The organism is Mesorhizobium sp. M00.F.Ca.ET.216.01.1.1 (assembly GCF_004010325.2).
In the GTDB taxonomy this organism is placed as follows: Bacteria; Pseudomonadota; Alphaproteobacteria; order Rhizobiales; family Rhizobiaceae; genus Mesorhizobium.
Map to the genome: position 1 here is coordinate 23,143 of NZ_SADR02000024.1, position 19,502 is coordinate 42,644.

Below are 19,502 nucleotides of genomic sequence, written 5' to 3' on the forward strand. Positions count from 1 at the left end.
GTCAGCCCGCGTCAAGGCGGCTGTTCGGTGCCGCCCCAATTGCTGCGAGCAGGCAGCCGTTTCCCCTCTACCAGCCCGGCAGGATCTGGTTCGGCTTGGAGCGTTTCATCTTGGCGAAGGCGAGCGCGGCGAAATCGAATGTCCCCGTATCTTCGCCGAGCGGCACTGAGATGTTGTCGAGGCTTTCCGAAATGTGGCGGGCAAGCGCGTCGACGATCTCCGGTCGTGAGGTCTGGCCGCGCATGATGCCGATGCGGCAATCGGGCAGGGCGCCGAAGCCGTCGGCTTCACCCAGCACCCGCATGCCGGGCCGCAGCGCGCATTCCGGCAGCACCGAGATCGCCAGGCCGGAAAGCACCGCGGCGGTGATCACGGTCGCCGAGAAGCTGGTGAACAGGATGCGGTAGTCGCGATTCTGCCGGTCGAGCACGTCGACGGCGGCGCGCCGCCAGATGCAGTTCGGCCGGCCGAAGGCCATTGGCAGTATCTCCTGTTCATGCGTCGCGTGGTTGGCCGACGTCACCCACAGCAGCGGCTCGCGCCGCACCACTTCCGACTGGCCGCGCGTGTCGTTGTGCGTCACCAGCGCCAGGTCGAGATTGCCACGCTTGATATGCTCGACCAGCCCCGGCGTCGGCTCGCAGATGACGGTCAACTCGACCCGCGGATTGGACCGCGTGAACCGCGCCATGATCTCGGGCAGGAAGCGATCGGCATAGTCGTCCGGCGTGCCGATGCGGATCGTGCCTTCGAGCCGTTGGTCGTCGAAGGCGGCCAGCGTCTCGCGGTTGAGGAAAAGCAGCCGTCTTGCGTAGGAAAGCAGCCTGTCGCCTTCTTCGGTTAGCCGGTTGGTGCGCCCGTCCTTTTCGAACAGTGGCTTGCCGATCCGCTCCTCCAGCCGGCGCATCTGCATGGACACCGCCGATTGCGTCCGGTGCACCTCTTCCGCTGCGCGGGTGAAGCTGCCGGTATCGGCAATCGAGATGAATGTCTGCAACTGATCGAGATCGAGCGGCGCTTTCATCGGTCCAATCCATCATTGATGTTGATGCTAAAGATTAGAAACATTCGTTGGATTAATCAATCGCGCGATGGCAGATTCGGCATTGTCCACATGAAGGCATGTGAATCGAGACCGGAACGGCCGCTGCCGCCAGCGCCGATCGTCCGGCTCCGTCCGTTCGAATATGAGGGAGACCAACATGGCTACGTTTGATTTCGCCACCGAGAGCTCGCGCATCACGTCGCGTCCGGCCGTCGCGACGCGCGTGGCAAATGCCATCTCCAACGTCTACCGCGCCTGGAAAAACCGTCGCGCCTTCTATCGTCTTGGCGAGATGTCGGACGCCGAGCTCGCCGACATCGGCCTGACGCGTGCCGACCTTCACGTCGCCGTCGGCGTGCCGTTTGGCCGCGACCCGACGGAAAGGCTTCGCGCTATTGTGGTCGACCGCGCCGAGACGATCGAGGATTTCGCCCGCAAGGTGGCCTGATCGCGCCAGTTGTTGTCTCGGTCGCTTTGAACCCTTTTTGAGGCTCGGCACGACCAAGATCCATTGCAGGCTTCCCACTCCCTGCCGGATCCCCACCGGCTCGCCTGCACACTGCCCGGTCCTCCCAGGACCGGGCTTTTCTTTTTGGGCGGCGAGGAAGATCGGATGCCGGCCTTGTCGGTCTACCGCCGATCCATTCCCCGCTTGAACTGGTCGAAGATCGATTCCACGCCCTTCTGGTAGTCGTCGCGCTGCTGGGCACCGGTCTCGAACATCTTGCCGAACAGATCGTCGAACGGATTCCTCGGCCTGCCGCTCGGATTGGTCTGCGGCTGCGGTGCCTGGGGTTGCTGGGACGCACCACCGCCGAACATGTCCTGCAGCACCTTGCCGAGCGGATTGTCGCCATAGGGATTGGGCGCCTGCTGCGGCTGGCCTTGCGGCTGCTGCGCGCCGCCGCCGAACATGTCCTGCAGCACTTTGCCGAGCGGATTGTCCATCGGGTTCTGGGGTTGTGGTGCCTGGCCCGGCCGCGACGTCTGTGCGCCTCCGCCGGCCTGCCGCATCATCTGCTCGATGATTTCGCCGAGCGGATTGCCGCCGCTGCCGAAGCCGCCTGCTGCCTGCATCTGGCCCCCTGTCAGTTGATCAGTGGTCTGCTTGAACAGCCCACCCATCATCATCGAGGCGATTGCCGGCAGCATCTGCTGCAGGACCTGTTGGCTGACTCCGGTCGCCTGTGCAGCCTGGCCGGCAACGGCGCGCGACAAATCCTTCGAGCCGAACAGATGCCCGAGGATGCCGTTGCCCTCGTCAACGCCTTGCGGCGAGAAGGCCCTGGTTGCGTCCTCGAAATACTTGGCGTGCTGGCCGCTCGCCATCGCCGTCATGAAGGCGCCAAGCCCGTAAGGGTCGGAGATATTGCGCCTCAGCCCTTGCGAAAAGGCCGGCAGCAGCGCCTCCACCGCCGCCTGCGTTTGCTGCTGCGAAAGCCCGAACTGCTGGGCAAGCGCCTGCATGCCGTTGCCGTTCTGGGCCTGCGCCAGTATGTCGAACAAGGAAGGCATGGGCTTCTCCTCCGGAAATCCTCGCGGAAGAGAGCCTAATTCGTTTCGACCACTGATTGAAGCGACTTTTCCAAGGCCGTCGAGCGAGACGACGGCGAACGGTCAAGAACGATTAATAAGCATACTCCATGAACACCGGCTCGATCGAGCCGCCCCAGCGCGTGTGGTAGGCGGAGAGCATCTCCCAGGCGCTGGTCGTGCCGCGCGCGACGACTTCGTCCAGCGTGTTGAGGAACGAGGTCTCGTCGTAGCCGTCGCGGTTTTTGCGGGCGCGGTTCTTCAGCCCCATGCGCGCGATGACCAGCACCTCGCGGGCAATCTCGCGTAGGCTCGTATTGCGGAACAGCGCCGAAATGCCCTGCTCCGGCACGGCATTGCGCATCGCCAGCACCTCCTTGTAGGTCCAGCTCGAGGTCAGCGCCTCGGCTGCGTCGAGCGCCGCTTCGTCATAGAGCAGCCCGACCCAGAAGGCTGGCAGCGCGCAGATGCGTCGCCACGGCCCGCCGTCGGCACCGCGCATTTCGAGGAACCGCTTCAGCCGCACGTCGGGAAACAGCGTCGACAGATGGTTCGCCCAGTCGCCCATTGTCGGCAGCCCGTCCGGCACTTCATTTTTTGCAGCACCCGCCAAAAACTGCCGGAAGGTGACGTGCGTCATGTCGTGATAGTGGCCGTCACGGATGACGAAATACATCGGCACGTCGAGCGCCCATTCGACATAGTCGGCAAAGCCGAAATCGGGCGAGAAGCAGAATTCGAGCAGGCCCGAGCGCTGGTTGTCGGTGTCGCGCCAGATGTCGCCGCGCCAGCTCTGCAATCCGTTCGGCCGGCCTTCGGTGAAGGGCGAGTTGGCAAACAGCGCCGTCGACAGCGGCTGCAGCTTCAGCGACACCTGCATCTTGCGCCGCATGTCCACCTCGCTCTCGAAGTCGAGATTCACTTGGATGGTGCAGGTGCGGTACATCATATCGAGGCCCTTGGTGCCGACCTTGGGCATGTAGCGCGTCATGATCTCGTAGCGCGACTTCGGCATTTTGGGAGTCTCGGCCAGCGACCATTTCGGACTGCCGCCAAGACCGAGGAAGCGGATACCCATCGGCTCGGCGATCTCGCGCACCTGCGCCAGATGCGCATTGCCCTCGCGGCAGGTCTGGTGGATCGTTTCCAGCGGCGCCCCTGACAGCTCGAACTGGCCGCCCGGTTCCAGCGAGATTGCACCCTGGCCGGTCGGCTCAACCAGGCCGATGATGCGGCCGGCATCCACGATCGGATCCCAGCCGAGTTTCTCCTGCATGCCTTCGAGGATGGTGCGGATGCCGCGCTCGCCGCCATAGGGCACCGGCGCGTTGCCGTCGACATAGAACGGGAATTTCTCGTGCTCGGTACCGATGCGCCACTTGTCGCGCGGCTTGTTGCCTTCGGCCAGATGCTCGACAAGTTCGTCGACATCTTCGATGGGCCGGAAATCGGTTGTGTCGCGCGCCATGATAAGCCCTCCGCAGCGGCCGGGCGACCGCCGGCGCTAGATGGACGAAATGTCAGTAGACGATCAAGCGAAAAATCCTGAGCCACAGGTCAACTGGAATTGATCGGTGCGGCTTTCTTCCTTCTCTCGCAAGGGGAAGCGAAGCAGCTTACCTCACCAGTCGCCAACTGTCGCCTGGATCACCGCCAGTGCCGCCACGGCTGCCGTGTCGGCGCGCAGGATGCGCGGACCGAGCGGAATTGCGGTGACGAAGGGCAGCGCCCTCAGCATCTTGCGCTCGTCGTCAGAAAAGCCGCCCTCCGGCCCGACCAGAAGCCCGAGCTTCTTTTCCCGCACCGCCTGCAGCGCCGGCAGGGGATTATTGGTCGAGGCGTCTTCATCGCAGAAGATCAGCCGTCGTTCCTTGTCCCAGCCGGCCAGCAGGCGTTCGAATTTTTCCGCTTCGCGCACCGCCGGCACCGCCAGGACGCCGCACTGCTCGGCCGCTTCGACGACATTGGCGCGCAGGCGCTCGATGCCGGGTTTCGCCACCTGCGTGTGCTGGGTGATGACCGGCTGCAGAATGCCGGCGCCCATTTCCACCGCTTTCTGCACGAGGTAGTCCAGCCGGCCCTGTTTCAGTGGCGCGAAGCAGTAGACGAGGTCCGGCAGTGGCGGCTGCGGCCGCTGCAGCGTCAGCACCTTCAGGCGTACCGCTTTCTTCGATTTTGCAGCAATCGTCGCCGACCATTCGCCGTCGCGGCCATTGAACAGCAGGATTTCGGCACCCTCGCCAAGCCGCAGCACATGCATCAGATAATGGCTCTGCTGCTGGCCGGCATCGAACGCGATGTCTGGTCCGAGATCGTCCGGCACGAATAGCCGCTGCATCTTGTAATTGGCGCGCATCGCCGAGGAATGGGCGAGCCGGCCCTTGGCGTCAAGCCTGGAGCGACGCGTCCACCTGGACGCACAAAGTACGCTCTGGCACTTCAATCTACGCGGACGCGCTGGCGCGCCACACCGGTTCGTAGCCTTGCCGCAGCACGGAGATGGTGGTCGCAGGTGTGAGCAGGCGAAGCGGACGGCCGGCAAGGCCGTCGAACCCCGCCGGTTCGCCATAGCCTGCAAACGACCAGCGCAGCGCCCTGCCGTCACGCAAGGCAAAGGCGTTGCAGCCATCGGCAACCACGGTGCCATCCGGCAGTCCGGCAAGCTCCTCTGCTTTGACAGCCGGTGGCCGCCCACCCGACGCCAGCCGCTCCTTGTGCAGCCGTTTGTCGACCTGCGGCGCCCGCGGCTCGACGATGCCGAAGGCTTGGCCGAAGCGCAGGACGAAATCCTTCGCCCGCTCGCGCCGGCAGAAGAAGCAAGGGCGGTGCCCGGCAGCGAGTGCCGTCACCTCGTCCATGAAAAACAGCTCGGTCCAGCCGGGCTTGCCGCCCAACCGGTCGTCGCTTTGCCTGTTGCGGCCCATCGGCTCGCGCCGCACGTTGCGGAATTCGCAGACGCAGATGATCCAGGCGTGAAGGGCCCAACGCTTCTTCAGCAGCGTCTTCGTTTCGGGATCATGGATGATGCCGCGATTGCCCATGAACAGGCCGCGTTCGGGCACGGCATGGATGGCGCCGAACGGATCGACCCGGTTCTGTAGTGGCATGGGCGTTCCTTCTTGGCTGCAATGCTGGCGTCATGATATCGCTCGCTGCATCAATGTCATGTCAGCAGGCCTTCGATGCGGGTGTTGGTCGTCCAGAATTTCGACAATGAGGGCCTTGGCCAGATTGGCGCAGCGCTCGTCGAGGTCGGTGCCGATATCGATTTGCGCCGGCCCTATCGCGGGGACACGCTGCCGCAGGACAGTGGTGCGCACGACGCCATGGTGGTGCTGGGCGGCGCCCAGAACGCGCTGGATGACGAGATTTGTCCGTATTTTCCGAGCCTGCTCGGCCTGACACGTGATTTCGCCGACGAGGATCGCTCGGTGCTCGGCATCTGCCTTGGCAGCCAACTGATTGCTCGCGCCTTTGGCGGCGAGAACCGGATCGGTGGCGCCTCAGAGTTCGGCTGGCACAAGGTCTCGCTCACCCAGGCTGCCAAGGCAGATCCGGTGCTGGCTGCGCTGCCGGAAAATTTCCCCATCTTCGAATGGCATGACGATACCTTCGTGCTGCCTGAAAACGCCATGCGTCTGGCTCGAAACGATGTCGCCGAGAACCAGGCGTTCCGCATCGGCCGCGCCGTTTACGGCTTCCAGTTCCATTTCGAGGCGGATCGTCCGATGGTGCGCGACTGGAGCACATCGTTCGCTCCTCTCATCGCCGAAAAGCATCCAGACTGGAACGACCGGCTCGACGACGAAATGGCCCGCAACGGACCCGAAGCCGATGCCGCCGGCCTGGCTATCGCCCGTGCCTGGGTAGCGACGATCTAAACCGATGCGTGTCGGCAGAAAGCCGGCCCTCAGGGCTCGACCCGAGGGTGCGCAGCGATTTTGGGACAACGACAGGCACAAAAACAAACGCTTGAAGCGCGACGCGCTTTAAGGGTTCGCCGGCCGAGCAATCCCGACTTTCGCAGGGCGTTGCAAATTTGGCACGCGGCGGCGAATCCGCCGGGGAAAACGCGTTTCATCCTTGGCTTGTGTCCATGCGCCATCCTAGAAGGCGCGCGCTCTGCATCTGCCGTGCAACGTGATGAACCTCTTGTGTGACCCGCGCGACACATCGCCGATACAGAACATGTCTAGAAGCGCGAAATCGTCGAAATTTTGAGGCGAATTTTCCGTTTCAACGCATTGGTAACCGACTCGTGCACAGATGCAGGAAGCTCAACAAGAGATGACATCCGTGAAAGCAGTGCTTCTGTCCTTTGTCATGCTGTCCGCCATCGTGATGTGCGGCCTCGGCATCTATGCCGCCGACGCAGCCAACAACCACCAGGCTGTCGACGGCTACGGCGTCACCGCCGCACTTCGCTAGACCGTCTAGAACTCTCTGCCCGTCACTGTCAGGATACGCTTGTCTGCGCCGTCGACGGCGAGTGCGGTGAGGTCTCCCGACTGCCAGGCGAGCGTGTCGACATTGACGCGGTTGGCCATCACCTCGGCCTCGGGCACCGGCGTATGCCCATGCACCACGATCTTCGAATAGAGGCCAGGATAGTCGTGAAAGACATCACGGATCCAGATCAGGTCCTGCGGGCTCTGGTTTTCAAAAGGAATGCCGGGCCTGATGCCGGCATGGCAGAAGAAGAAGTCGCCGAACGTCGCTGAAAACTGCAACGACCGCAGGAAGTCGATATGGCTTTGCGGCACGGCCTCGACCAGTGCTGCATGTTCCTGCCGGAGTGCCGCCTCGGCCCTGCCGAACCATGAACCGCCTCCGGTGAGCGTCACGCCATAGGATTGCGCCGTCTGGATGCCGCCATAGTGCATGAAAAGCCCATCCGGATCGGGGGCGTCGAGAAAATCGAGGAAGCCGATATCGTGGTTGCCCGCCAGCATCAGCTGGCGCGTATCGCGCCCCTTTGCTTCAATCAGGAAATCGATGACGTCCTTGGAATCCGGCCCGCGGTCGACATAGTCGCCGAGATGAATGATGCGCCAGTCTGAAGACGGCTCCTGTTCAAGCTCAGCCATGATCCGGCGGTGCATTGCGGCCAGCAGGTCGAGCCGGCCATGCACGTCACCGATCGCGTAAAGCCGCACGCCATTCGGTCCGCGCGCGTCGAGAAAGTGGATGCCAGGCTCCGTCAATGCTTGCGTCGCCTCCGTGACCGGACCGTCACGGGTATCTAGCGCCGAAGCTGCTCCTTGCCCATGTCGGTCACCAGACGCTTTCCGCACAACGCCAGCGTTATGTCCATCTCCTTGCGGATAATTTCCAATGCCTTGGTGACTCCTTCCTTGCCAAGCGCACCCAGGCCGTAAAGGAAAGGCCGGCCGATATAGGTGCCCTTGGCGCCGAGGCACAGCGCCTTCAGCACGTCCTGGCCCGAGCGGATGCCGCCGTCCATATGCACCTCGATGGTGTCGCCGACCGCATCGGCGATCTCTTCCAGTGCCATGATCGACGACGACGCCCCGTCGAGTTGGCGTCCGCCATGATTGGAAACGATGATGGCGTCGGCGCCGGTCTTGGCCGCCATCAGCGCGTCTTCCTTGTCGAGGATGCCTTTCAGGATCAGCTTGCCGCCCCAACGCTCCTTGATCCAGGCTACGTCCTTCCACGACAGATGCGGGTCGAACTGCTCCGTCGTCCATGACGACAGCGAGGCGAGGTCGCCGACGCCCTTGGCGTGGCCGACGATGTTGCGGAAGGTCCGGCGCTTGGTGCCGGCCATATCGATGCACCAGCCGGGCCTGGTCGCCATCTGCCAGATGTGCTTCGGCGTCATTCGTGGCGGCGCCGACAGCCCGTTGCGGATATCCTTGTGGCGCTGGCCAAGGATCTGCAGGTCGAGCGTCAGCACCAATGCCGAGCACTTCGCTGCCTTCGCCCGGTCGATCAGGTTAATTACGAAATCCTTGTCGCGCAGCACATAGAGCTGGAACCAGAACGGCCTCTTGGTCACCGAGGCAACGTCCTCGATCGAGCAGATGCTCATCGTCGACAGCGTGAACGGCACGCCGAATTCTTCCGCCGCCTGCGCCGCCAGCATCTCACCGTCCGCATGCTGCATGCCGGTCATGCCGGTTGGCGCCAGGGCCACCGGCATCGCCACCTTCTCGCCGATCATGGTCGATTCCAGCGAACGGTTGTCCATGTCAACAAGCACGCGCTGGCGGAACTTGATCTTCTGGAAATCCTCTTCGTTTGCCCGGTAGGTGCTTTCGGTCCAGGCGCCGGAATCGGCATAGTCGAAGAACATTTTTGGCACCCGGCGGCGTGCGAGGTCCTTGAGATCGGCAATGGTCAGGATGGTGCTCATAAAGGTTCCCCGCTGGTGCTTCGCTAGTTCGTCGTCTGCCGCCCGGTTGTTCCCGAACGTTTCCTTGCCGGTTCGCTGTCGCCGAATTCCGAGCGCTGCTTGCGTCTCAGCCGCGACACGCGCTGCCAGTCGCCGCTGCGCTCGGCCTCGGCCATTGACCGCTCGACATAAGTGATGTGGTCCATCGCCGCTTGTCGCGCCGCGGCCGGATCGCCGGCCTTCACCGCCGCGTAAATAGCCCGGTGCTGGGAAAGCAGCGCCTCGCGAGCGCCCGGCACGCTGAACACCAGCAGCCGGTTCTGGAACACGCCTTCCGACAGCAGCCGGTAGCAGGAGCGCAGCGTGTGCAGCAGGATGATGTTATGCGCGCATTCGCAGATCGCGTGATGGAACTCGACGTCGATCTCCGCCTCGTTGTCGAAATTGCCGGTCCGGTGCGCCTCGTCCATGCGCGCCATGATGCGGTCGAGCAGCGCCAGATCGTCTTCGGTGGCGCGCCGCGCCGCGTACTCGGCCGCCACGGCCTCTATCTCGCGGCGGTATTCCAGATAGTCGGTTGCGGCCTTGCGATGCATGGAGATCAGGTCGGTCACCGGCTTGGTGAACAACTGGCCGATGACGTCGGCGACATGGGTGCCGCCGCCGGGCCGTGTCGTCAAAAGCCCGCGCCCTTCCAGCGCCTTCAGCGCGTCGCGCAGGATCGGCCGCGACACCTCGAACTGACGCGCCAGCTCGCGCTCGCCGGGCAGCCGGTCGCCGGTGCGCAGGACGCCTTCGAGGATCAGGCTCTCGATCTGCTGCACCACCTCGTCGGCGGTGCGGGAATGTTCGATCCTGGAGAAAATGTCGCTCAACGGGGCGCCTGGGAAATGAACCGGTGCCGCGCAAGATAAAGCCTGCATCGGTAACTGGTCAAATTATTTATCCAATTTGCCCTATCGGGTCGATTCCCACGCCGTTGCGGCATGGCGCTTGCGGCTAACTTGTTGTTTGCGTCCCCAGGCGATTGGCTCTAGAGGGACGCGATTGCCAAAGGGTTCAAAGAAGCCCGGGGAACCAGCCGTGCCAGACGACGACCCGTCCAGTCTCGAATTCAAGCCGCGCGCCAAGGGCAGCGTCATGGGTTTTCCGGCGCATGAAGGGCGGCCCGGCGCGCTCGGCGAGGTTCACGCCCGTCCGCATCCGCTGGTCGAGAAGCCGCGCGTGCTGGTGCAGCTTTCCTTCATGACCGAAGGCGGCTCCGGCGTTGATCAGGCCATGCTTTCCGAACTGTCGCGGCGCCTCGGCATCGCCGCGCCCGACCGTCACGCCCGCCATCACGCCATGAAATGGGGCAAGGGCTCGCTGCGCTGGGAACGGCATACGGAATTCTCGACCTATCTATGGGAAGGGCCGCTCGCCGAGAACGGCCAGCGTCAGGAAGATTTGCCTTTCGGCCATGGGTTTTCGCCGCCAGGAACAGTGATTTCCGGCATCAGGCTCGAGATCCGCAAATGGACGCAGGCGAGTGAAAAGCTGATCGCCAGCTTCGACCCGACCAGCCTGTGCTATTCGCTGGTCGAGCGCGGCAACGCTGCCATCGTCACCGATTTCCGCCAGGACGGCGACGGCATGACCCGCATGTTGATGCTCGACCGCGGCCTGACGCCGGCGCGCACCGGCGCGCTGGCGCAACGGCTGATCGATATCGAAACCTACCGCACGCTGGCCATGCTTGGCCTGCCGCTGGCGCTGACGCTGTCCGGCCGCGCCCGCCGCATCGAAGATAGGCTGGCGCATACCACGCTGGAGATGAAGGTCGCCGAGACCCGCGACAGCCAGACCTTGCTTGCCGACCTGACCGAGCTTGCCGCCGAGCTGGAAGCCGACGCTGCCTCCAGCCTCTATCGCTTCGGCGCCAGCCGCGCCTATGACGGCATCGTCCGCGAGCGGCTGGAGGCATTGGAGGAGGAGGCGGTGCCCGGATATGACACTTGGGGCGGGTTCCTGCAGCGGCGCGTCGCTCCTGCCATGCGCACCTGCCGTTCGGTGGAGGAGCGTCAGGCCAATCTGTCGACGAAGCTCACCCGCGCCACCACGCTGCTGCGCACCTGGGTCGACGTCGATGTCGAGAAGCAGAACCGCGATCTGCTGGCTTCGATGAACAACCGCGCCCGTCTGCAATTGCGCCTGCAGCAGACGGTGGAAGGTCTCTCCGTCGCCGCCGTCTCCTACTATGTCGTCGGCCTCATCGGCTACGTCGCCAAGGGCGTCTCGATTTTCGGCCATGCCTTTGCGCCGGAAGTCGTCACCGCCGCCTCGGTGCCGCTTGCCATCCTGCTGGTCTGGTGGGGTGTGCGTCGTGTGCGCCGGATGCACTCAGAACCGGCGAAGCATCCAGGCGAGTAGGGCGGGTTTACCCTCCCACCTCGTGAGACGGGGTCCCCGCCCACTTCGTTCGCGACCCTCCCCACAGGGGTACGGTGAATTCGCAGCGGCAGATTGCCGCTGAGGAAGGCTGCCCCGGTGTCGGCTGTCGGTTTTTCGCCAAGGCAGCATTTGCCACAGGCGACCGTCGCTGGTAAAAGATTTTTACCGGTCGATCGAAGGAGGCTGTTGATGTCCGGCCTTGCCATGCCGAAATCAGACGACGCCACGATGCGCCGGCGTGACGAGATCGTCGCCGATATGCGCATCATCGTGCCGGGCGAGGGCGTCGTCGACGCGGCAAACGCCATGCGCGCCTTCGAGAGCGACGGCCTCACCGCCTATCGGCAATTGCCGCTGGTCGTGGTGCTGCCCGAAACGGTGGCGCAGGTCTCCCGCGTGCTGAAATATTGCAATGACCGCAACATCCGCGTCGTGCCGCGCGGCTCCGGCACCTCGCTCTCCGGCGGCGCGTTGCCCCTCGAGGACGCCGTGCTGCTGGTCATGAGCCGCTTCAACCGCATCCTCGAGATCGACTTTCCCAACCGCGCCGTGGTCGCCCAGCCGGGCGTCACTAATCTCGGCATCACCACCGCCGTCGAGCAGGAGGGCTTCTACTACGCCCCCGATCCATCCTCCCAGATCGCCTGCTCGATCGGCGGCAACGTCGCCGAAAATTCCGGCGGCGTGCATTGCCTGAAATATGGCCTCACCGCCAACAATGTGCTCGGCATCGAGATGGTGCTGATGAACGGCGAGGTGGTACGGCTGGGCGGCAGCCACCTCGACTGCGAAGGATACGACCTGCTCGGGGTCATGACCGGTTCCGAAGGCCTGCTCGGCGTCGTAACCGAGGTCACCGTGCGAATCCTGAAGAAGCCGGAGACGGCGCGCGCGCTGCTGATCGGATTTCCGACCAGCGAGCAGGCCGGCCAATGTGTCGCCGACATCATCGGCGCCGGCATCATTCCCGGCGGCATGGAGATGATGGATCGTCCGGCGATCCACGCCGCCGAGGATTTCGTCCATGCCGGCTATCCGCTCGATGTCGAGGCGCTGCTGATCGTCGAGCTCGACGGACCAAGCGTCGAGGTCGATCACCTGATCGGTCTTGTCGAAGCTATCGCCTACAGGAACGGCTCGACCACCTGCCGCATTTCGCAGTCGGAGCAGGAGCGGTTGAGCTTCTGGGCTGGCCGAAAGGCGGCCTTCCCGGCGGTCGGCCGCATCTCGCCCGACTACTACTGCATGGACGGCACTATCCCACGCAAGGAACTGCCGCGCGTGCTCGCCGGCATGCGCGAGCTGTCGGAGAAATACGGGCTTGCCGTCGCCAATGTCTTTCACGCTGGCGACGGCAACCTGCATCCGCTGATCCTTTACGACGCCAATGTGCGCGGCGAACTCGACAAGGCGGAAAGCTTCGGCGCCGACATACTGCGGCTCTGCGTCCAGGTCGGCGGCGTGCTGACCGGCGAGCACGGGGTGGGGGTGGAGAAGCGCGACCTGATGCCGGAAATGTTCAACCAGATCGACCTCGACCAGCAGATGCGGGTCAAATGCGCTTTCGATCCCAACCATCTGCTCAACCCTGGAAAAGTGTTTCCGCAGCTGCGCCGCTGCGCCGAACTCGGACGCATGCATGTGCATCGCGGGCAGACGGCGTTTCCTGACATTCCGAGGTTTTGAGGTGACGGTGTCTCGCCTCTCCAGGTCGGCGTTCCTTCGCGCCCTATCCTTCTTCGACGTGGTCCTGCAGCCATGACCACATTCACCCCATCCACCGCAGCCGAAGTCCTCTTCACTGTCCAATGGGCGGCTGCAGAAGAATCGCCGCTCGAAATCCTTGGTCATGGCTCCAAGCGCGGCATCGGCCGTCCGCTGCAGACCGAGCACACGCTCGACCTGTCGAAGCTTACCGGCGTCACGCTCTACGAGCCGGCCGAACTGGTGCTGTCGGCCAAGGCCGGCACGCCGCTGGCTGAGATCGAAAGCCTGCTCGCCGAAAACGGCCAGCAGCTTGCCTTCGAGCCGTTGGACTACGGCCCGCTGCTCGGTGGCGAGCCAGGTCGAGGGGGCAAAGCCGGCACCATCGGCGGTGTGCTTGCCACGAACCTTTCCGGCCCGCGCCGGCTGAAGGCAGGTGCGGCCCGCGACCATATCCTCGGCATATCTGCGGTTTCCGGCCGTGGCGAGGCCTTCAAGTCCGGCGGCCGCGTGGTCAAGAACGTCACCGGTTACGACCTGTCCAAGCTGATGGCCAACAGTTGGGGCACGCTTGCCGTCTTCACCGATGTCACCTTCAAGGTGCTGCCATCGGCCGAGACCGAAGTCACGCTCGCTATCCGTGGTCTGCTCGATGATCGTGCCGCTGCCGCCATGGCGCTGGCGCTCGCCTCCAGCGCGGAAGTATCGAGCGCTGCCCATCTCCCCGAACGGATCGCCGCGCGAGTCAGCGGCGGCAGCCTCGGCAGCGATGCCGCGACGCTGCTGCGTGTCGAGGGTTTTGGCCCTTCGGTCGCCTACCGCATCGCCACGCTGAAAGACCTGCTCGGGAATGCCGGCCCTCTGGAGGAGATTTCGGGCGAGGCCTCGCATACCGTCTGGCGCGATGTCCGCGATTGCGCGCCGTTCGCCGACGGCAGCGAGAAGCCGGTATGGCGCGTCTCGATGGCACCAGCGCAAGGCCACCAGATGGTGCTGGCGCTGCGCATGCAGGCGGCGGTCGACGCCTTCTATGATTGGCAGGGCGGATTGATATGGCTGCGCATGCAGCAGGACGATCCCGAGGCCGGTTTGCTGCGCGGGTTGGTGAGACAATACGGCGGCCACGCGACACTGGTGCGCGCCGCCCCTTCGCATCGCGCCTCGGTGCCGGTGTTCGAGCCGCAGGCGCCGCAACTGGCAGCGCTGTCGGCGAGGCTCAAAGCCGAATTCGACCCGAAGAATATCCTCAATCCCGGCCGTATGACGCCGGCTGCAGGCTCTGCTACTCTCAGCCCGGAAAATGAGGGAGCAGCCAGATGAGCAATGTCAATCCAGGTCCGACCGATTCAGACAGGCCCGCGACGCGCCAGACCGACCGCTGGCTGGAGCCGGGCGCGACCAACGCACTGGTCATCTACATCCTCTATCTCGCCAGCCTCGTCGTCGGCGTCACCGGTATTGTCGGCATCGTTCTGGCCTATATCAACCGCGGCAAGGCCGGTGGCTTCGTCGAGAGCCACTATACCTTCCTGATCCGCACCTTCTGGATCGGCCTGCTCTACGCGCTGATCTCGGTGGTGCTGATGCTGGCGTTGGTCGGCATCGTGCTGATGTTTGCCGTCGCCGTCTGGTTCATCGCCCGCTGCATTCTCGGCCTGCAGGCGCTGCAGCGCGGCGAGCCGGTCAAAAACCCGGAAAGCTGGCTACTCGGACTTTAGAGCATGATCCCCAACCGAAAGGTCAGCGCAGCAAAAAGTGGGAACCGGTTTTCGGAAAAGATCATGCTCAAACAGTAGGGACTCTTTGCGTGCAGACCAATTTTTCGCTTGCCCAGCTTGCTGATCCGCATGTGGCGGAATCGGAAAAGATTCTGCGCAAATGCGTGCATTGCGGCTTCTGCACCGCCACCTGCCCGACCTATGTAACGCTCGGCAACGAGCTGGATTCGCCGCGCGGGCGGATCTACCTGATCAAGGACATGCTGGAGAATGGGCGCCCGGCCGACAAGGAGATCGTTACTCACATCGACCGCTGCCTGTCCTGCCTCGCCTGCATGACCACCTGCCCTTCGGGCGTCAACTACATGCATCTGGTCGACCATGCCCGCGCCCATATCGAGGAAACCTATAGACGCCCGCTGCTCGATCGCCTAACGCGCGCCATGCTGGCATTCGTGCTGCCTCACCCCGCGCGCTTTCGTGCCGCGCTCAGGCTGGCGAAGCTCGCGCAGCCATTCGCCGGCCAGTTCGAAAAAATCCCGGCATTGAAGCCGCTCGGCGCGATGCTCAAGCTCGCACCGGCATCGATCCCCAAGGCCTCGCCGATGGCTTCGCCGGGCATTCATGCCGGGCAGGGCACAAGAAGAGGCCGCGTCGCCATCCTCACCGGCTGCGCGCAATCGGTGCTCGATCCGGCCATCAACGACACGACGATCTCGCTGCTAACGCGGCTGGGCGTCGAGGTCGTGGTGCCCCAGGGCGAGGGCTGCTGCGGCGCGCTGGTGCATCATATGGGGCGGGAGGAAGCGGCACTCGCCTCGGCCAGGCAGAATGTCGATGCCTGGACGCGGGCCATCGAACAGGGCGACTTGGACGCCATAGTCATCACCGCCTCGGGCTGCGGCACCACCATCAAGGATTACGGCTTCATGCTGCGCCTCGATCCCGCCTATGCGGAAAAAGCGGCGCGCGTGTCGGCGCTGGCCAGGGACATCACCGAATATCTGGCAAGCATCGATTTGCCCGAGCCAGTGCACAAGCCGGGTACGATCGTTGCCTATCACTCAGCCTGTTCGATGCAGCACGGCCAGAAGATCACTCGTCAGCCGAAGGAGCTTCTGGCCAAGGCTGGCTTCGTGGTGCGCGAGCCGCGCGAAGGCCATCTGTGCTGCGGCTCGGCCGGCACCTACAACATCCTGCAATCCGGGATTTCGGCAAAGCTGCGCGACCGCAAGGTCAGGAATATCGAGGCGACGGGTGCGGAAATCGTCGCCACCGGCAATATCGGCTGCATCACCCAGATCGCCTCGGCGGCGAAGATGCCGGTGGTGCACACGGTAAAACTGCTCGACTGGGCCTATGGCGGGCCAAAGCCGGAAGGCATCCGCGAAGACCGGGCGGTCGTGGCAGCCGAGTGACGCGCAGACGCTCCCGAGCGCGGCCGCCTTTCACTCAGCGGCCAGCCTGTCCGCCGTCCCGTAGGTCGCCTGATAACGTGCGCGCTGCCGGCTGAGCGCCACCATCGTGTTGCGCAAAAGGATCGCCACGGTAATCGGGCCAACGCCGCCCGGCACAGGCGTGATCCAGGAGGCGACCTCCTTGACGCTTTCGGCGTCGACGTCGCCGACGATACGGCTTTCTCCGTCAGGCCCGGTTTCCGAATTGATGCCGATGTCGATGACGGCCGCGCCCGGCTTGACCATGTCGGCCTTGATCAGACGCGGCTTGCCGACGGCGACGAATAACGCGTCGGCGCGGCGTGCGTGCGCTGCCACCGAGCGTGTCATGTGATGGCAAACTGTCACCGTCGCGCCCTCGCTCATCAGCAGGAAGGCGATCGGCTTGCCGACGATCTCGGAATGGCCGACGACCACGACCTCCAGCCCTTTGAGATCGAGGCCGGTTTCCTTGAGCAGTTCGACCGAAGCGGCCGCCGTGCAAGGCGCCAGGTCGAGCTGATTGTAGACGATGTTGCCGATCGAGGCCGGATGCATGCCCTCGACATCCTTGAGCGGATGCACCGCCGCCTGCAGCGTCCTGATCGGGATATGCACCGGGACCGGCCGCTGGATGATGATGCCGGTGACGCGCGGATCGGCATTCAGGCCATGGATCGCCGCCTCCAGCTCGCCGGCGGTGATGTCGGCGGGGAACCGCCGTTCCTCGAAACCGATGCCGGCCAGCTCGGCCTTGGCGCGCTGGTTGCGCACATAGACGTCGACCGCCGCAGTGTCGCCGACAGTGATCGACACCAGTTTGGGCGGAAAACCTTCGGCGGTGGCGATCGCTGCATCCTCGCGCACCGAGGCAATGATGCGCTGGGCAACCGGGCCGCCTCTGAGATAGCGGCTGTCATCGGACAGGGACATGAAATGAACCTTCTGTCTGCGAGTGTTGCCGCCGACATAGCAAAAATGCTTGGGAAAGGGCAGCACGAAAAGCGAACCGCTATGCCTGTTGCGCGACGTACCGGCGAACCTGCGGCGATATGCGCGCGCCAACCGGATGTCGGCAGAAACAAAAAGGGCAGTGCGGCAAACCGCGCTGCCCTTTCGTGACTGGCCGCATCCCCACACGGCCCGTCCCCCGTTATCCCTCGATGATCCCGAAAGCCGCGCGCTCTCTAGACCAGATGATTCGCTGCCGCAACTATATCACCACCACGGTTGTACCGATATTGACCCGCTCGTAGAGATCGACCACGTCCTCGTTGCGCATGCGGATGCAGCCCGACGACACCGCGCCGCCGATCGTCCACGGCTGGTTGGTGCCATGGATGCGGTATTCCGTCGAGCCGAGATAGAGCGCCCGCGCGCCGAGCGGGTTTTCCATGCCGCCGGCCAGATAAGTCGGCAGATAACGGCCTTTGGCGGCCTCGCGGGCGATCATCGGCGCCGGCGGGCGCCAGTCCGGCCACACGCGCTTGTTGCTGATCTTGTGCGTGCCCGACCATTCGAAGCCCGGCTTGCCGGTGCCGACGCCGTAGCGCCGCGCCTTGCCGTTCTTCTCGACCAGATAGAGGAAGTTCTGCGTCGTATCGATGACGATCGTGCCCGGCTTCTGCGGGCCGTCAAAGGCGACTTCCTGCGGCAGGTAGATTGGGTCGATCTGCGCGCGCATCACCACGCGCTTGGCCGGCGCCTGCACGGTCGCGGTGCGAATCCGATCGGGTTGAGCTTGCTGGTAGCGCCGCTGCGGCTGCTGCGGCTGCTGCACCGCTTGCCGGCTCTGCCGCACGATACCCGGAGCCCGGCCGAGCTGCAGCACCCAGGGCGCTGAAAGGTCGGGGCTTACCATCACCGGCGGCCTGTCGGCATAGCGGTCGCCGGCATTGGAGGAGCTGGCGCCGGCGGCAAGAACGGCCGCGGCGCCGAGCAGGGAAAGCAACACTGTCTTCATCGGAACGCACCTTGATCGTCGAACTCTCAGGGGGCGGAAAGCGCCCCCTGGTTCCGCGAACATTGGCGCGAAGCGGCAACCGAACCATGAATCGGAATGCGTAAAATGCGCTCTTGTCAGTAAACCTTTCGGTGTGGTTACCGCCGGGTTCAGGAATCTGGTAAAGCCGGAGTAAAAAGCGGCGCTGAGGCGCGTTAACGAATGGAAGTCTGCCATGGATGAAAACACAGGCCTGCTCGCCGGACCCGATGGTATCGCTCGCTGCTTCTGGCACGGCAATTTGCCGGATTATCTGCATTACCACGATAACGAATGGGGCCGGCCGATCGCCGACGACCGCCGGCTGTTCGAGAAGATCTGCCTCGAAGGCTTTCAGTCTGGCCTGTCCTGGCTGACCATTTTGCGCAAGCGCGAGAATTTCCGCGAGGCTTTCGCCGGCTTCGATGTCGACAAGGTCGCCGCCTTCACCGACATGGATGTCGAGCGCCTGCTCGGCAATGCCGGCATCATCCGCCACCGCGGCAAGATCGTCTCGACCATCAACAACGCCAGGCGCGCCCGCGAAATGATCGACGAGGCCGGCTCGCTGGCCGCCTGGTTTTGGAAGTTCGAGCCCGGCCCGGACGAGCGGCCCGAAATCGTTGATCTCGCCCATCTGCGCGCCAATCCGACCACGGCGGTTTCGGTCCGCATTTCAAAGGAGCTGAAAAAACGCGGCTGGAGCTTTGTCGGCCCGACCACCGTCTACGCCTTCATGCAGGCCATGGGGCTGGTCAACGACCATCTCGAAGGCTGCGTCTGCCGCAAGCGGGTCGAGGCGGAACGGCTGGCGTTCAAACGGCCAAAGTGAGTTTCCTTCTACCTATCAAGCGCCGCTGGGGCCGGTAAGGAAAAGCCCGGCGACGATGGCTGCCAGTGCGGCGAAGGCCGGATAGATCACCAGCAGGCCGGTCATCAGCGCATCGCGCACGGTGGCGCCCTTGCGCTCGTCCGCGGCGACTTCGAACGGACCGGCGATCTGGCTTGCCGTCCTCGTTCCATGGCCGTCGGCCGGCCGCAGCAGGGCAGGCAGCTCGCCAGCGCTGTCGATGATGTCAAATTTCCGTGCCGTGGTCATGGCCAGAACCCCTTGTTTCGGCGCGCTTATCGGCTCCGATTGTGTCGGCACGATGCCGCGAGCGTGATGGAGTTGTTTCCTTTATGGCGCGGATTGTTTCACGAAAGGTGCAAACCCTTGCCGCTCCCGGCTGCATCGGTTAGGACACGCGCGCTGTGGAAATCGGTTATTTAACCGGTCCACGGAACGCCACGAAAC

General features: G+C 63.9%; 20 protein-coding genes. 9 read left to right on the forward strand and 11 right to left on the reverse strand.

The window, feature by feature from the left end:
• Nucleotides 1–67 precede the first annotated feature (67 nt).
• Nucleotides 68–1,024 carry a LysR substrate-binding domain-containing protein gene (locus tag EN859_RS26515; protein ID WP_127855748.1) on the reverse strand — a complete coding sequence of 319 codons (957 nt, stop codon included), beginning with the start codon at nucleotides 1,022–1,024 and terminating at the stop codon, nucleotides 68–70.
• A gap of 178 nt (nucleotides 1,025–1,202) precedes the next feature.
• On the opposite strand from EN859_RS26515, the gene EN859_RS26520 reads away from it, so the two are divergent.
• Nucleotides 1,203–1,493 carry a DUF1127 domain-containing protein gene (locus EN859_RS26520; RefSeq protein ID WP_127855747.1) on the forward strand — a complete coding sequence of 97 codons (291 nt, stop codon included), beginning with the start codon at nucleotides 1,203–1,205 and terminating at the stop codon, nucleotides 1,491–1,493.
• 182 nt (nucleotides 1,494–1,675) lie between these two features.
• On the opposite strand, the gene EN859_RS26525 is transcribed toward EN859_RS26520, so the two are convergent.
• The 4 genes from EN859_RS26525 to EN859_RS26540 all read right to left on the reverse strand — a co-directional run bounded on the left by EN859_RS26525 (nucleotide 1,676) and on the right by EN859_RS26540 (nucleotide 5,685).
• Nucleotides 1,676–2,560, reverse strand: coding sequence for a DUF937 domain-containing protein (locus tag EN859_RS26525; RefSeq protein WP_127855746.1), 885 nt, complete (start codon nucleotides 2,558–2,560; stop codon nucleotides 1,676–1,678).
• 112 nt (nucleotides 2,561–2,672) lie between these two features.
• Nucleotides 2,673–4,046, reverse strand: coding sequence for a glutamate--cysteine ligase (locus EN859_RS26530; RefSeq protein WP_127855745.1), 1,374 nt, complete (start codon nucleotides 4,044–4,046; stop codon nucleotides 2,673–2,675).
• Between the two features lie 153 nt (nucleotides 4,047–4,199).
• Nucleotides 4,200–4,934 carry a 16S rRNA (uracil(1498)-N(3))-methyltransferase gene (locus tag EN859_RS26535; RefSeq protein ID WP_127855744.1) on the reverse strand — a complete coding sequence of 245 codons (735 nt, stop codon included), beginning with the start codon at nucleotides 4,932–4,934 and terminating at the stop codon, nucleotides 4,200–4,202.
• A gap of 88 nt (nucleotides 4,935–5,022) precedes the next feature.
• Nucleotides 5,023–5,685: a hypothetical protein gene (locus tag EN859_RS26540; RefSeq protein WP_127855743.1), complete on the reverse strand. Its 663-nt coding sequence runs from the start codon at nucleotides 5,683–5,685 to the stop codon at nucleotides 5,023–5,025.
• A 75-nt stretch (nucleotides 5,686–5,760) separates the two neighbouring features.
• Between EN859_RS26540 and EN859_RS26545 the strand changes: the two genes are divergently transcribed.
• Nucleotides 5,761–6,459 carry a type 1 glutamine amidotransferase gene (locus tag EN859_RS26545; RefSeq protein WP_127855742.1) on the forward strand — a complete coding sequence of 233 codons (699 nt, stop codon included), beginning with the start codon at nucleotides 5,761–5,763 and terminating at the stop codon, nucleotides 6,457–6,459.
• A 406-nt stretch (nucleotides 6,460–6,865) separates the two neighbouring features.
• Entirely contained in the window at nucleotides 6,866–7,006 is a 141-nt protein-coding gene (locus tag EN859_RS26550) for a hypothetical protein (RefSeq protein ID WP_189502247.1), read from the forward strand.
• Between the two features lie 5 nt (nucleotides 7,007–7,011).
• Here EN859_RS26550 and EN859_RS26555 read toward each other — a convergent pair whose 3' ends face one another.
• Genes EN859_RS26555 through EN859_RS26565 form a run of 3 tightly spaced genes read right to left on the reverse strand, consistent with a single transcriptional unit; the run spans nucleotide 7,012 to nucleotide 9,811 of the window.
• Entirely contained in the window at nucleotides 7,012–7,782 is a 771-nt protein-coding gene (locus EN859_RS26555; RefSeq protein WP_127855740.1) for a metallophosphoesterase, read from the reverse strand.
• Between the two features lie 38 nt (nucleotides 7,783–7,820).
• Complete coding sequence (locus EN859_RS26560) at nucleotides 7,821–8,957, reverse strand: alpha-hydroxy acid oxidase (protein WP_127855739.1); 1,137 nt, start codon at nucleotides 8,955–8,957, stop codon at nucleotides 7,821–7,823.
• 23 nt (nucleotides 8,958–8,980) lie between these two features.
• A complete protein-coding gene (locus tag EN859_RS26565; RefSeq protein ID WP_127855738.1) occupies nucleotides 8,981–9,811 on the reverse strand; it encodes an FCD domain-containing protein in 831 nt (276 codons plus the stop codon).
• A gap of 265 nt (nucleotides 9,812–10,076) precedes the next feature.
• Here EN859_RS26565 and EN859_RS26570 point away from each other — a divergent pair, with 265 nt between their 5' ends.
• The 5 genes from EN859_RS26570 to glcF all read left to right on the forward strand — a co-directional run bounded on the left by EN859_RS26570 (nucleotide 10,077) and on the right by glcF (nucleotide 16,206).
• Nucleotides 10,077–11,345 (forward strand): DUF3422 family protein, encoded by a 1,269-nt coding sequence (locus EN859_RS26570; protein WP_127855770.1) that lies wholly within the window; start codon nucleotides 10,077–10,079, stop codon nucleotides 11,343–11,345.
• Nucleotides 11,346–11,555: 210 nt separating this feature from the next.
• Entirely contained in the window at nucleotides 11,556–13,052 is a 1,497-nt protein-coding gene (locus tag EN859_RS26575) for an FAD-linked oxidase C-terminal domain-containing protein (protein ID WP_127855737.1), read from the forward strand.
• Between the two features lie 72 nt (nucleotides 13,053–13,124).
• Entirely contained in the window at nucleotides 13,125–14,390 is a 1,266-nt protein-coding gene (locus tag EN859_RS26580; protein WP_127855736.1) for an FAD-binding protein, read from the forward strand.
• On the forward strand, nucleotides 14,387–14,788 hold the full coding sequence (locus EN859_RS26585; RefSeq protein WP_127855735.1) for a DUF4870 domain-containing protein: 402 nt from the start codon (nucleotides 14,387–14,389) through the stop codon (nucleotides 14,786–14,788). Before EN859_RS26580 ends, EN859_RS26585 begins: the two co-directional genes overlap by 4 nt.
• Before the next feature lie 89 nt (nucleotides 14,789–14,877).
• Nucleotides 14,878–16,206, forward strand: a complete 1,329-nt coding sequence (gene glcF / locus EN859_RS26590; protein WP_127855734.1) for a glycolate oxidase subunit GlcF — start codon at nucleotides 14,878–14,880, stop codon at nucleotides 16,204–16,206.
• Between the two features lie 30 nt (nucleotides 16,207–16,236).
• Here glcF and EN859_RS26595 read toward each other — a convergent pair whose 3' ends face one another.
• Both EN859_RS26595 and EN859_RS26600 read right to left on the reverse strand, forming a co-directional pair.
• Nucleotides 16,237–17,157, reverse strand: a complete 921-nt coding sequence (locus EN859_RS26595) for a bifunctional 5,10-methylenetetrahydrofolate dehydrogenase/5,10-methenyltetrahydrofolate cyclohydrolase (protein ID WP_127855733.1) — start codon at nucleotides 17,155–17,157, stop codon at nucleotides 16,237–16,239.
• Nucleotides 17,158–17,437: 280 nt separating this feature from the next.
• Nucleotides 17,438–18,187, reverse strand: a complete 750-nt coding sequence (locus EN859_RS26600) for a L,D-transpeptidase (RefSeq protein ID WP_127855732.1) — start codon at nucleotides 18,185–18,187, stop codon at nucleotides 17,438–17,440.
• A gap of 214 nt (nucleotides 18,188–18,401) precedes the next feature.
• Here EN859_RS26600 and EN859_RS26605 point away from each other — a divergent pair, with 214 nt between their 5' ends.
• Nucleotides 18,402–19,037: a DNA-3-methyladenine glycosylase I gene (locus EN859_RS26605; protein ID WP_127855731.1), complete on the forward strand. Its 636-nt coding sequence runs from the start codon at nucleotides 18,402–18,404 to the stop codon at nucleotides 19,035–19,037.
• 15 nt (nucleotides 19,038–19,052) lie between these two features.
• Here EN859_RS26605 and EN859_RS26610 read toward each other — a convergent pair whose 3' ends face one another.
• A complete protein-coding gene (locus EN859_RS26610) occupies nucleotides 19,053–19,304 on the reverse strand; it encodes a hypothetical protein (protein WP_127855730.1) in 252 nt (83 codons plus the stop codon).
• Between the last annotated feature and the right edge of the window lie 198 nt (nucleotides 19,305–19,502).

What these genes read in the sequence shown, in the direction of transcription:
- EN859_RS26515 (WP_127855748.1), bottom strand. Translation starts at nt 1,024, where the DNA reads ATGAAAGCGCCGCTCGATCTCGATCAGTTGCAGACATTCATCTCGATT.
- EN859_RS26520 (WP_127855747.1), top strand. Translation starts at nt 1,203, where the DNA reads ATGGCTACGTTTGATTTCGCCACCGAGAGCTCGCGCATCACGTCGCGT.
- EN859_RS26525 (WP_127855746.1), bottom strand. Translation starts at nt 2,560, where the DNA reads ATGCCTTCCTTGTTCGACATACTGGCGCAGGCCCAGAACGGCAACGGC.
- EN859_RS26530 (WP_127855745.1), bottom strand. Translation starts at nt 4,046, where the DNA reads ATGGCGCGCGACACAACCGATTTCCGGCCCATCGAAGATGTCGACGAA.
- EN859_RS26535 (WP_127855744.1), bottom strand. Translation starts at nt 4,934, where the DNA reads ATGCGCGCCAATTACAAGATGCAGCGGCTATTCGTGCCGGACGATCTC.
- EN859_RS26540 (WP_127855743.1), bottom strand. Translation starts at nt 5,685, where the DNA reads ATGCCACTACAGAACCGGGTCGATCCGTTCGGCGCCATCCATGCCGTG.
- EN859_RS26545 (WP_127855742.1), top strand. Translation starts at nt 5,761, where the DNA reads ATGCGGGTGTTGGTCGTCCAGAATTTCGACAATGAGGGCCTTGGCCAG.
- EN859_RS26550 (WP_189502247.1), top strand. Translation starts at nt 6,866, where the DNA reads ATGACATCCGTGAAAGCAGTGCTTCTGTCCTTTGTCATGCTGTCCGCC.
- EN859_RS26560 (WP_127855739.1), bottom strand. Translation starts at nt 8,957, where the DNA reads ATGAGCACCATCCTGACCATTGCCGATCTCAAGGACCTCGCACGCCGC.
- EN859_RS26570 (WP_127855770.1), top strand. Translation starts at nt 10,077, where the DNA reads ATGGGTTTTCCGGCGCATGAAGGGCGGCCCGGCGCGCTCGGCGAGGTT.
- EN859_RS26575 (WP_127855737.1), top strand. Translation starts at nt 11,556, where the DNA reads ATGTCCGGCCTTGCCATGCCGAAATCAGACGACGCCACGATGCGCCGG.
- EN859_RS26580 (WP_127855736.1), top strand. Translation starts at nt 13,125, where the DNA reads ATGACCACATTCACCCCATCCACCGCAGCCGAAGTCCTCTTCACTGTC.
- EN859_RS26585 (WP_127855735.1), top strand. Translation starts at nt 14,387, where the DNA reads ATGAGCAATGTCAATCCAGGTCCGACCGATTCAGACAGGCCCGCGACG.
- EN859_RS26595 (WP_127855733.1), bottom strand. Translation starts at nt 17,157, where the DNA reads ATGTCCCTGTCCGATGACAGCCGCTATCTCAGAGGCGGCCCGGTTGCC.
- EN859_RS26600 (WP_127855732.1), bottom strand. Translation starts at nt 18,187, where the DNA reads ATGAAGACAGTGTTGCTTTCCCTGCTCGGCGCCGCGGCCGTTCTTGCC.
- EN859_RS26605 (WP_127855731.1), top strand. Translation starts at nt 18,402, where the DNA reads ATGGATGAAAACACAGGCCTGCTCGCCGGACCCGATGGTATCGCTCGC.
- EN859_RS26610 (WP_127855730.1), bottom strand. Translation starts at nt 19,304, where the DNA reads ATGACCACGGCACGGAAATTTGACATCATCGACAGCGCTGGCGAGCTG.